The sequence below is a fragment of the Blautia hansenii genome, from assembly GCF_013304445.1.
Lineage (GTDB): Bacteria > Bacillota > Clostridia > Lachnospirales > Lachnospiraceae > Blautia.
Map to the genome: position 1 here is coordinate 26,534 of NZ_JAAITA010000013.1, position 11,949 is coordinate 38,482.

At 44.5% G+C, this 11,949-nt stretch carries 11 protein-coding genes; all 11 read right to left on the bottom strand.

Going from position 1 to position 11,949, the window contains the following annotated elements; translation table 11 throughout:
* Positions 1–3 precede the first annotated feature (3 nt).
* The 11 genes from G5A70_RS10360 to G5A70_RS10410 all read right to left on the bottom strand — a co-directional run bounded on the left by G5A70_RS10360 (position 4) and on the right by G5A70_RS10410 (position 11,912).
* Entirely contained in the window at positions 4–549 is a 546-nt protein-coding gene (locus G5A70_RS10360; RefSeq protein WP_173749571.1) for a DsrE family protein, read from the bottom strand.
* A gap of 16 nt (positions 550–565) precedes the next feature.
* Positions 566–1,279, bottom strand: a complete 714-nt coding sequence (locus G5A70_RS10365) for a DNA alkylation repair protein (RefSeq protein ID WP_173749572.1) — start codon at positions 1,277–1,279, stop codon at positions 566–568.
* 94 nt (positions 1,280–1,373) lie between these two features.
* The gene (gene gltA, locus G5A70_RS10370) at positions 1,374–2,768 is read right to left on the bottom strand and encodes an NADPH-dependent glutamate synthase (RefSeq protein ID WP_173749573.1); all 1,395 of its coding nucleotides are present in this window, start codon (positions 2,766–2,768) and stop codon (positions 1,374–1,376) included.
* A complete protein-coding gene (locus G5A70_RS10375; protein ID WP_173749574.1) occupies positions 2,768–3,655 on the bottom strand; it encodes a sulfide/dihydroorotate dehydrogenase-like FAD/NAD-binding protein in 888 nt (295 codons plus the stop codon). The genes gltA and G5A70_RS10375 overlap by 1 nt, the downstream gene beginning before the upstream one ends.
* A 194-nt stretch (positions 3,656–3,849) precedes the next feature.
* Positions 3,850–4,980, bottom strand: a complete 1,131-nt coding sequence (locus G5A70_RS10380; RefSeq protein ID WP_173749575.1) for a chitobiase/beta-hexosaminidase C-terminal domain-containing protein — start codon at positions 4,978–4,980, stop codon at positions 3,850–3,852.
* A gap of 19 nt (positions 4,981–4,999) precedes the next feature.
* Positions 5,000–7,555: an FtsK/SpoIIIE family DNA translocase gene (locus tag G5A70_RS10385; RefSeq protein WP_173749576.1), complete on the bottom strand. Its 2,556-nt coding sequence runs from the start codon at positions 7,553–7,555 to the stop codon at positions 5,000–5,002.
* Between the two features lie 19 nt (positions 7,556–7,574).
* The gene (locus tag G5A70_RS10390; protein WP_173749577.1) at positions 7,575–8,447 is read right to left on the bottom strand and encodes an undecaprenyl-diphosphate phosphatase; all 873 of its coding nucleotides are present in this window, start codon (positions 8,445–8,447) and stop codon (positions 7,575–7,577) included.
* Positions 8,448–8,553: 106 nt separating this feature from the next.
* Positions 8,554–9,255, bottom strand: coding sequence for a ClpP family protease (locus tag G5A70_RS10395; RefSeq protein ID WP_173749578.1), 702 nt, complete (start codon positions 9,253–9,255; stop codon positions 8,554–8,556).
* Positions 9,256–9,309: 54 nt separating this feature from the next.
* Complete coding sequence (locus tag G5A70_RS10400) at positions 9,310–10,038, bottom strand: YebC/PmpR family DNA-binding transcriptional regulator (RefSeq protein WP_173749579.1); 729 nt, start codon at positions 10,036–10,038, stop codon at positions 9,310–9,312.
* Entirely contained in the window at positions 10,008–11,399 is a 1,392-nt protein-coding gene (locus G5A70_RS10405; protein WP_173749580.1) for a hemolysin family protein, read from the bottom strand. The genes G5A70_RS10400 and G5A70_RS10405 overlap by 31 nt, the downstream gene beginning before the upstream one ends.
* A gap of 123 nt (positions 11,400–11,522) precedes the next feature.
* Entirely contained in the window at positions 11,523–11,912 is a 390-nt protein-coding gene (locus G5A70_RS10410; protein ID WP_180211134.1) for a type II toxin-antitoxin system PemK/MazF family toxin, read from the bottom strand.
* Positions 11,913–11,949 lie beyond the last annotated feature (37 nt).

Below are 11,949 nucleotides of genomic sequence, written 5' to 3' on the forward strand. Positions count from 1 at the left end.
CCTTTACGCTTTGATATAGGCAAATCCCTGGCTCTCTTTTTCCACCAGTTCTGCAATGCCGAGTTCTGCCAGTTTTACGCCGGATATCAATTCTGCTCCGGTAAGTGGTATCTGTTCCATGGCTTTTTGACACACTACAAATTTTATGCCTTCTGACTGCAGACTCCGGATTTTTTCATTTTCCTTAGAAGATGCGCGAAAAACAAAAATGCCCGTTCCTTCTGCCAGAATTTCCAGTTCCACACAGAGGCCCTTCCTTCTTCCGTATTTCAGCAGATTTTCGGCATCATCAAGGGCTTTTTGGACGCCGGATTCACTGTCTGCATGAAAGATTGCCCTTTGCTTTTGTGTAAGCTTTGCGTCACTGTTTTCCTCCAAAACTTCATATTCCACCTCATCAAGGGACAGGGGAATACCTGCAGGGCTTTTGACATTTACACCGCCGTACCAGGTACTTTCCACAGTAAAGATATCTCCTTCTTTGTAATCCATGGACCAGTCATTCATTTTATTGATAATTCTGATTTTATCCTTTACTTTTGCCTTCATGTCTTATCCTCATTTCTCACTTTCGTTTTAAGGTGTTCAGCCGTTCTTTGTCTGCTTTTTCTACCCGGTAAGATTCCTGGATTTTCTGAATGGCTTTGTTGTGGGTAAAGTCATCCAGAAGATTCTCTGTAAAGAGTCTTTCTGTCTCCCTGGGAAATTTGATGTAGCAAATAGAAACAGCCCAGGCCACTGCCATTTTTACATAATAACCTTCCTGGCGAATCTGCGAAAGCAAATCCAGTACCCTCTCCAGAAAAGCTTCACAGATAAAGAAATCCAGCATACACACCACGGCAAAGCGCACCTGGTATTCGCTATGGCTGTATACATATTCTTCCAGGAAAGAAAACCAGTCTTCCTGGTTCTTTTTCATAAATTTATAGGTGGCACAGCAGCAATCGCAAACAGCCCAGTTATTGATATGAGGAACAAATTTTCTCAGTTCTGTTTTCTGTTCTTCCATAGTCAGACAGGCATAGCCGATCATCATGCCTCTTATCATTAATTCCTCATACACGGATAAGTCTGCCTCTTTGGCATATGCGTAATAATCTATTTTTGCCGCCTTTTTCGCGATTTTCCGTATGTTGGGCACCCGGACCCCCAGCATGGATTCCAGACCTGGCACCAGGGATTTGTGAAATTCTCCATATGCTTCCTCTGCATGGCGAAGCAGTTCTTCCCGCACCCAGGCGGTGATATCTGTGTATTCTTCTGTTTTCTTTTCCATGTCACCATCTCCATATAACAAAAGGGACATCGCTTTAAGCCCCTTGTTATGTACTTAATGCGATGCCCTCTATGTATCTTATCTGTTTCTGCAATTATTTTGCTTTGTTTTTGATAAACTCATCAATACCTTTTGCTGCCGCTTTTCCTGCCCCCATAGCCAGGATAACCGTTGCTGCGCCGGTTACGGCATCACCGCCTGCGTAAACACCTTCTTTTGATGTCTGTCCGCTTTCTTCGTCTGCAATGATACATTTTCTTCTGTTTACATCCAGACCAATGGTAGTGGAAGAAATCAGCGGGTTAGGTGAAGTTCCCAGAGACATGATAACAGTATCTACATCCATCTCGAATTCAGAACCTTCAACAACAACCGGACGTCTTCTGCCGGAAGCATCCGGTTCCCCTAATTCCATGCGTACGCATTTGATGCCTTTTACCCAACCGTTTTCGTCTGCCAGAATTTCTACCGGATTTGTGAGAAGGTCAAAGATAATGCCTTCTTCTTTTGCGTGATGAACCTCTTCCTTTCTTGCCGGAAGCTCTTCTTCACTTCTTCTGTATACAACATGTACTTCTGCGCCCAGACGAAGAGCTGTTCTTGCAGCATCCATAGCTACGTTTCCGCCGCCTACAACAACGACTTTTTTACCTGTTACAATAGGGGTATCATAGTCTTCACGGAAAGCCTTCATCAGATTGCTTCTGGTCAGGTATTCGTTTGCAGAGAATACCCCGTTTGATACTTCTCCGGGAATACCCATGAACATTGGAAGGCCGGCACCGGAGCCGATAAATACAGCTTCAAAGCCTTCGTTTTCCATTAATTCATCTACTGTAGTGGATTTACCGATGATGACATTTGTTTCAATTTTAACGCCAAGAGATTTTACGTTTTCCACTTCTTCTTTTACTACTTTGTCTTTCGGAAGACGGAATTCCGGAATTCCGTATACCAGTACGCCGCCCGGCTGGTGCAGGGCTTCAAAGATAGTTACATCATAGCCCATTTTAGCCAAATCTCCGGCGCAGGTAAGTCCGGAAGGACCGGAACCGATAACGGCTACCTTATGACCGTTCTTTTCAGCAGGCGCTTCGGGTTTGATACCGTTTTCTTTTGCCCAGTCAGCTACGAAACGTTCCAGCTTACCGATGGAAACGGCTTCTCCTTTGATACCGCGGATACAAACGCCTTCACACTGGGATTCCTGAGGACATACACGTCCGCAGACAGCCGGCAGTGCGCTGGACTGACCGATGATTTTGTATGCCTCTGCGAAGTTGCCCTCTTTTACTTCGTGAATAAATGCAGGAATGTTGATGGATACCGGACATCCTTTCACACATTTGGCATTCTTGCAGTTCAAGCAGCGGGCTGCTTCTTCCATTGCTTCTTCTTTGTTATATCCCAGACAAACTTCTTCAAAATTTGTTGCTCTTACCTTTGGGTCCTGTTCTCTTACAGGAACTTTTTCTAATACGCTGCCCATTATTCGTCACCTCCGCAGTTTCCGCATCCGCCGTGATGAGTCTCTCCTTCACGTTCTTTTAACAATGCTCTTCCTTCTTCTGTCTTGTACATCTGCTGTCTTTTCATAGCCAAATCCCAGTCAATTAAGTGACCGTCAAATTCCGGACCGTCTACGCAGGCAAATTTCACTTCTCCGCCTACGATGACACGACAGGCACCGCACATACCAGTACCGTCTACCATAATCGGGTTCATGGATACGATAGTAGGAATTTCGTATTTCTTTGTGGTCAGGCAGCAAAATTTCATCATAATCATAGGTCCGATGGCTACACAGCGAGTGTATTTCTTACCTTCCGCAACCAGGTCGTCAATCACCTTCGTAACCATACCGCTGCGTCCGTAGGAACCGTCATCTGTGGTGATATACAGGTTTCCTGCAACCGCTTCCATTTCTTTTTCCAGAATGATTAAGTCTTTTGTCTTGGCACCTACGATAACGTCTGCGTCAATGCCGTGTTCATGCAGCCATTTTACCTGCGGGTAAACAGGTGCAGTACCTACACCGCCTGCAACGAACAGAATTTTTTCTTTCTTTAACTCTTCTAAATCTTCATGTACAAATTCAGATGGACAGCCCAGGGGACCTACAAAGTCCTCAAATGCATCTTTTGCCTGTAATTTTGCAAATTTTTCTGTAGAGGCGCCAATCGGCTGAAATACAATGGTAACTGTGCCTGCCTCTCTGTCATAATCACAGATGGTCAGGGGAATTCTCTCTCCCGCATCATCTAATTTCACAATGATAAACTGACCCGGCTCGCAGTGTTTTGCGACCATTGGTGCTTCGACTTCCATGAGATATACAATCTCATTCAGCTTTTCTGCTTTTAGAATCTTATACATAATGTCCTCCTCATATTTCATCCAAAATACCGGCTTTCTGGCTTTGCATTTCCCAGTGGGTGCATCTTTTGTCGATATATTGTTATGATTACTATTCTCCAGTATAAGACAATCGGACTGAAAATTCAATCCGATTTCTTAGTACCGCACAGAATTTGTGCAGATTGCTGTATTATTTAATTATTTTTACGGATTTATCCATAAAATACATAGATGGCGCTGCTGATCTGGCTGACCTTACCTCTGGAATCTACAGCAATCGCGGAAAAGGTGTGTTCTCCTTCGGGCATCGTAATGGGACCGGTGTACTTTTCGCTTTCTGTGGTGGGTTCTGCGTCGAAGGCATAATAAATATCACAGCCGTCAGGAGCTGTTACAATAATTTCTGCCGCATACTCATATTTGTCAGAAGGTGGCGAAATCTGAGGCTTTTCCGGTGCTTTAAAGGTCAGGTGGTAAGTCTCTTTTCCTACTTCGCTGGAAATACCCTTTTCGTTATAGGCAATGTATTTCAAAGTGAAGTCTCCTTCTTCGTCCAGAAGAATCGAACCGTTATATTCCTGGCTACTGCTGTCCGGGTCTGTGCCATCCAGGGTGTAATACACTTTTGTGCCCGAAGACAGAGTACCCATCTGTATTTTTACTTCTTCACTGTAACTGCCACCTGCGGGAGAAACGGAAGGAAGTTCACAGACATAGCTCTGATATTTTGACTTCATGCTGTCTGTCGCCGTGCTCATCAAATCACGTATTTTATCATATTCCTTATTTTTTTCATACAGACGAAGCACTTCACCGTAGGCATTGGTGCTGTCCGGGTGGTTTTCCACAACGGATAAGAGAATGGAAAGAGCCGCTTCCTCGTTTCCCTCTTTCAGATAAATCTTCGCTTCCAGAATGTTGGCCTCTGCGCTGTCGGGATTTAAAGACAGCGCCCGCTCTACATATTTCAGTGCTTCGCTGTAAGCTTTATTGCTGAATTCTGTTTCCGCCTGGGCCATCTGGAAATCAAAGGAATTTATTTGGGTCTGATACACAAAAAACAGACCTGCACCTACGACTACTGCCACCGCTGCTGCAGTACCTGCCAGAATCATTCTCTTTTTCCTTTTTTTTCTCCGCTCCTGTTCGGCCTTTCGTTGAAGACGTTCTCTCTCTTTATGTGCTTCCAGTTCTTTCTTTCGCTGCTCCTGTTCCTGGAGTTCCTTCTGCCGTATCAGGGTTTCTAAGGTATTGTATTCCGGTATCCATTGAATCTCTTTGCCGCATTTTGGACAAAACAGAGTGCCTTCTTCATACTCTGCTCCACAGTTTCTACATTTCATGTATTTTCATCCTCATTTTCTATAAATACTCATCAATAAACTGCTCGAATTCTTCCATAGACATCAGGACTTTTCTAGGCTTTGTCCCTTCTTCTTCGCCTACAACTCCGGCTTCGCACAGTTGGTCCATGATTCTGGCCGCCCGGTTAAAACCGATTTTAAACATTCTCTGCAGCATGCCGATAGAAGCTTTGTCTTTCTCAATAATAAATTTTCCCGCATCTTTAAAGTAAGCGTCTCGCTCGTTGGCAGTATCTGTCGCTGATGAAGAAGCTTCTTTTACTGCCTCGATTTTCTCCTGGATTTCCTGACTGTAAGCAGCCGAAGGATTCTGGCTTGCAAGAAATTCTACTACTGCGCTGACCTCCTGATCGCTGACGAAAGCGCCCTGTACCCTGGCCGGTTTCTGATAGCCTTGGGGATAAAAGAGCATATCGCCCTTTCCAAGCAGTTTCTCTGCACCGTTCATGTCCAGAATGGTTCTGGAATCCACACCAGAGGATACAGAAAAAGCAATTCTGGAAGGCATATTTGCTTTAATCAGACCTGTAATAACATTTACGGAAGGACGCTGAGTAGCAATAATCAGGTGAATTCCAGCCGCTCTTGCAAGCTGGGCCAGGCGGCAAATGGAATCTTCCACCTCTCCCGGCGCCACCATCATAAGGTCTGCAAGCTCGTCCACAATAATGACAATCTGCGGCAGCCTTGGCGGTTTTTTGTCTGCTTCGATATCCGTCAGGGCATCCACTTTTGCGTTGTATCCTTTGATATCCCGCACATTGTACTGGGCAAATTTGTTATATCGCTCGGTCATTTCCGCTACAGCCCAGTTTAAGGCTCCAGCCGCTTTTTTCGGGTCTGTCACCACCGGAATAAACAGGTGCGGAATGCCATTGTAAACGCTCAGTTCCACCACCTTGGGGTCAATCATAATCAATTTCACTTCTTCCGGTGAGGATTTATATAGAATACTCATAATCAGTGTGTTGATACATACTGATTTACCGGAACCAGTGGCACCTGCGATGAGTAAATGGGGCATTTTCGCAATGTCGGCAATAACCGGTTTTCCGGCAATATCTTTTCCTGCTGCAAAAGCCAGTCTGGATTCGCTTTTCTGAAATGCGTCAGACTGAATCAGTTCCCGAAGCATAACCGTACTGTTGTTGGCATTTGGAACCTCAATTCCCACAGCCGCTTTACCGGGAATCGGTGCTTCAATACGAATGTCTGTCGCCGCCAGATTCAGCTTGATATCATCGGTAAGACTGACAATTTTGCTGACCTTTACTCCTTGTTCCGGCTGCAGTTCATATCTGGTAACTGTAGGGCCGCAGCTGACATTCGTAATCGTAACGTTTACACCGAAGTTATGTAGGGTTTCCTGGAGCTTTCCTGCTGTTTCCCGCAGGTGTGCATTGGAATCCCCATTGCTTTTTGTGCCTTTTTTCAAAAGGGAAACCGGAGGGAAGGTATATTCCTTTTTCTCTTGTACTTCCTTTGCGGCAATTTCGTTTTTGACATCATCCACACCTTTTTGAATCTCTTCCTTAGAAGAGCGAGGATTTTTCCCGTGGCTGCCCTCCGTTTTTTCTGATTTTTGTTCTTTTGCCGGTATTTCTTCAGCTGTATCTTCGACTCCGTCCTCTAAGACTGCAATTTCCTCAATATCCTGCACCAGATGGTCTGCCCTCTGAATAGGGAAAGCTTTTTCCGGTACAAAAGGCTCGTCTACAGGATTTTCTTTTGCAGGTTCCTCTTTGGGCGGTTCTGCAGTGAAGAAAGTAGGAATTTCCCTGCCCTGTTTTTGATGATGCGGCTGTTGCTGTTTTTCCTCCCGGCGCTCTTTTCGGCGGGAAGAGTGTTCTTCTTCGGCCTCCGCCTGCAAAGCTTCTGCCTGTTCCTGACGGATTCTGGCTGCTTCGATTCTCCGGGCACGGCTTTGCGCTGCGTGACGGTAAGCCCATCGGCTGCATTTGCGAATCATGTCAAACATGGATTTTTGGGTAATCAGTACCAAGGAAATCATAATAGCAGCAACGGTAATGGCATAGGTACCTACTGTTCCAAAGGCCTGTACACAGAGCCTGCACAAAAGACCGCCCAGAATCCCTCCTCCGGTCTTATATTCTGCTGAAACCTGATAATAAGTCAGTATGGAATCTTCATATACTGCCCCTTCTGTCAGAAGCTGCATAAACATACACATGGCAATGAATAAAAGTAAAAATCCCACCATTTTTCGGTAAGCTCTGGGATTTCGGCTATTAGATATGACAAAGGCCACTCCCAGGAACAGAAAGATGGGCAGAGGATAGCAAATCAGACCTACCAGTCCAAAAAAGAAACTGCTGATGGCATTTCCTACAGCCCCGCCTACACCAAAGTTGCTGACTAGAAGGACAATGGAGATTGTCAGTACAATCCACAGAGTAATTTCAGACTCTACAGAACTGGATGTATGCTCAGTTGCCCCCCTCTTTGCCTGTGTTTTCGTATTCTTTTTTCTGCTGCTGGAAGTCTTTGCGGAAGTATTTCTGCTTCCGGTGCTTCTTTTTCTCGCTGCCGCCATAATCATGTTCTCCCCTTACTTATAATACAAAATTGCAGACTGCCGCTGCTGTACCCAGCAGAAAACAGTATCCTGCAAAAAAAGAAAATTTCTTTTTCCGAATAAGCCGCAGCATAAGCCGGATACAGAAATAGCCTGTGATTCCCGCAACAACAGCTGCCGCCAGATAGATACCAAAGGTTCCCGCTGAAATTCCGGAACCGGGAACCTGTATCAGTTCCCAGAATGCTGCACCCAGCACAGCCGGTATTGCGGTCAGAAAAGCGTATTTTATTGCAAATTTCCGGTTAAAGCCGCACATCAGACAGACGGCCAAAGTAATACCAAGCCTGGAAATTCCTGGAAATACGGCAATTCCCTGAAAAATACCAATGAAAAATGCCGTACCATAACCTACATCTTTTGGAATTTTTTTTCCTGCCGGAAAGAAATCAATCACCAGCAGAAAAATACCTGTGATAAACAGTCCTATTGCCGGTGCCAGCAGATTACTCTCTGCCTGCAGTACCAAGTCTTCAAGAAGTATCCCTTCCACAGCCGTGGGAAGTGTGGAAACCAGCAAGAGTAAAAACAGTTTTCGGTAATTATTTGAAATCAGTTTTTTATAGCGGATAGCTTCCTGTTCGTGTCGGTTTTTAAAATAAATTTTAAAATTCCCCGCAAAATCGTAGATGGTCTTGCAACCCTCCAACAATAGTTTTTTCACGTCCTGGCGAAAAGCCGCAAGAAGTACCGCAAGGGTGCCTGTATGCAAAAGTACGGAAAAGATAATTCCTGTTTCTTTTATCTGCAGCAGATTTTTTAAAATGGCCAGATGACCAGAACTGCTTACAGGCAAAAATTCAGTAAGTCCCTGTACCAGTCCGAGTAACAGTGCCTCTATCAATGACATGTCTTCAACCTCTTCCTTTGTCTTTCGTAATTTATCATATTATCAAATGTTTATTTTACCATAAATCCGGATATCATACAACTTTAAAATCTTCGGAGTTTTCTGATTAAGAAATTTGTCTTTTACGTTCAATCATTTCATACAGCTTTTTCAAGGCCTCCCGAATCCCTCCGGTCTCATCAATCAATCCTTCTTTCACTGCATCTTCTCCCTCCAGCATGGTTCCCACATCTTTCACAAGCTGGGACGTATTCAGCATTAGTTCTTCTATACGCTCCTGCTTCATTTTTGAGTGGGCCGCAATAAATCCTGTGATACGGTCCTGTATCTTTTCCATGTTCCGGTAAGTCTGCATTACACCGATAAACATACCGCTGCTGCGCACCGGATGAATCACCATGGTGGCGCTTGGCACAATAAAGGAATAGTCCGCAGAAACAGCCATGGGAACCCCGATGGAATGGCCGCCTCCCAGAACCAGGGAAACCGTAGGTTTGCTTAAGGAAGCAATCATCTCCGCAATGGCAAGTCCTGCTTCCACATCTCCGCCTACCGTGTTCAAAAGGATTAAGAGGCCGTCTGTTTCCTGACTGTCCTCTATCATGGCCAGTTTTGGCAAAACGTGCTCATACTTTGTGGTTTTGCTGTTATTAGGGAGACATTCATGCCCTTCCACCTCTCCGATAATGGACAAAAGCTGAATATGATACTGCTTCTGATTCTCATCCAGAAGGACTTCTCCCAGGTTTTCTATCTGCTCATTTTGCTTTTCTGCGGTTTCCAGCTTTTCTTTTTTCTCCTCAGACATTAAGAATACCTCCAGTTTTCTTTTCTGGAGGTATTATGTGTATCTTGTTAAATTTTATTCTTCCCAGTTGTGCCACACGTCGGTCACATCGTCATCGTCATCAAGCAAATCCAGGGTTTTCTGCAGATTCTTTACATCCTGTTCGTCAGACAGTGTGACATAATTCTGAGGAATCATGGCAACCTGTGCTTCCAGCATAGGAATTCCTTCTTTTTCCAGGGCTTCTCTTACTGTGCTGAATTCATCCGGGTCTGTCAGCACTTCAAAGCTGTCTTCCTCTTCTGCAAAATCTTCCGCACCGGCGTCCAGAGCAATCATCATCAGGTCGTCTGCGTCCATTTCGCATTCTTCTTTATCAATGATAATCTGACCTTTTTTGTCAAACATAAAAGATACAGAGCCGGGGGTTCCGATATTTCCGCTGCCCTTTGTGAAAGCGCTTCTTACATTTCCGGCTGTACGGTTTTTATTGTCAGTCAGTGTCTGTACAATAATAGCCACACCGCTTGGGCCGTAACCTTCGTATGTAAGCACTTCAAAGTTATCCGCATTAGCGTCTCCGGCTGCCTTTTTAATTCCTCGTTCAATGGTATCGTTTGGCATATTGTTGGCTTTTGCCTTTGCGATAACATCACGCAGCTTGCTGTTGTTGGCCGGGTCCGGGCCGCCCTCTTTTACGGCAACCACGATTTCTCTTCCGATAACAGTAAAGATTTTACCCTTTTTGGCATCATTTTTTTCTTTCTTATGCTTTATGTTTGCAAATTTTGAATGTCCTGACATTTCTTTTCTCCTTTTTCTTCTTCGGGCAGCTTTTCCACCCGAACTTTTTGTATTGTATTATTTTCTACCCCAAGGATAGTAAATAAATATCCGTTTGTTCTGATTTCCTTGTCCTCGGCCATATTGGGTACGTGTCCCAGCACAGAGGTCAGAAAGCCGTTTAAGGTATCAAACTCTTCCTCATCAAAATCGGAATCCAGCACCTCATCTACCTGTTCCAAGGGTGTGCGTCCCTCCATAACGAGAGAATCATCGGTCTGCACCTGGATAAAATGTTCTTCTTCATCATATTCATCCAGAATGTTTCCCACGATTTCCTCCAGAATGTCTTCCATGGTAACAATACCGGAGGTTTGTCCATATTCATCCACAACTATCACCATGTGCATTTTTTTTGCCTGCATACGCTGGAATAAATCACTGATATTTCTGGTTTCCGGAATATACGCAGCCTCCCGAATGAGATTGGGGATGGTACAGATTGGCATAGACTCACAATGCCCCAGAGTCACCTGCTTCATAGCGTCCTTTAAATGCAGGATTCCCACAATATCGTCAATGTCCTCCCGGTATACGGGATACCGGGAATTGCTGTTTTCCAGCATATAAAGCAGAGCGTCTTTTAACAGAACATTCTCCTCTATGGCATGGATATTCTTTCGATGGGTCATAATATCCTGAGCCTCCGTTTCAGAAAACTCCATGATATTCTGAATCATTTCCGCTTCGCTCTCTTCGATGATGCCCTGTTCGTGGGCGTCATCTACCATGGAAATAATCTCTTCCTCGGTCACATCATCCTCCTGCTTATGCGGGTCCACACCGAAAAGGCGCACAATCACGTTGGACAATTTCATAATCAGAAAAGTCACAGGTTTAAAAAGCGTCACCAGAAATTTTACAATTCCGGCTGTTCGGTATACCCAGGCGTCGGGATTGCTGTTAAATACTTTCTTGGCAGAAATCACACCAAAAGACAACAGCACAATCAGAGAAAAAATCACAACCAGAATCAGCGCCGTATCTTTCAAAATCCAGTTCGGCACACCCGCTCCCCAAAAAGCCTCCAGTTCCGTAAGCCATCGAAACACATAAGGGGTAATAGAATGGATAGCTGTATATCCCGTCATAATACTGAGCAGCGTTGCAATGGTGAGTATGGTATGGATAATCGGGCTGGGATTTTCCATAATTTTTAAAATCCACTGTGCTTTTTTGTCTCCCTCTTCTTTGGTCCGCTTTTCCAATTCATTTTCACTGATTTTCTGTACTGCCGCACCAAAGCCGTACAGGATTCCGTTTATCATAATAAATAAAATAAAAACTGTAAGAGCCCATATAGGGCTGCCCCCATCGTCCATAAATCTCTTTCATTCCTTCTTTCTTCTTCCGTTTTCTCACGGATGTTTTAACCGTGCCATGAATAAAATACCATTTTCCCTTTCGTTAGTCAAGATTTCCGCACATAAAAACCAGGGGTCCGGCTATGTAGGAAGCTCCAGGCTGATACAGAGAGCATGATTTACTTTCTGCAAAATCTCCGCATCCAGGTGGCATACCTTATCTTTTAACCGCCTTTTGTCAATGGTTCTAAGCTGCTCCAGCAGGATAACGGAATCTTTGACAATGGCATAGGAAGCTGCGTCAATTTCAATATGCGTAGGCAGCTTGGCCTTGTTCATTCTGGAAGTAATCGCCGCACATATAACCGTGGGGCTGTGTTTATTTCCGATATCATTCTGTATAATCAGAACCGGTCTGATTCCGCCCTGTTCGCTGCCTACTACAGGCCGCAGGTCGGCATAATAAATATCTCCGCGTTTGATAACCACACATTTCACACTCCGATTTGTTTTCTCATATCTGCTTATCATTCTTCCCAGTTTCTTTGTGTGTATTCATGTATTATCT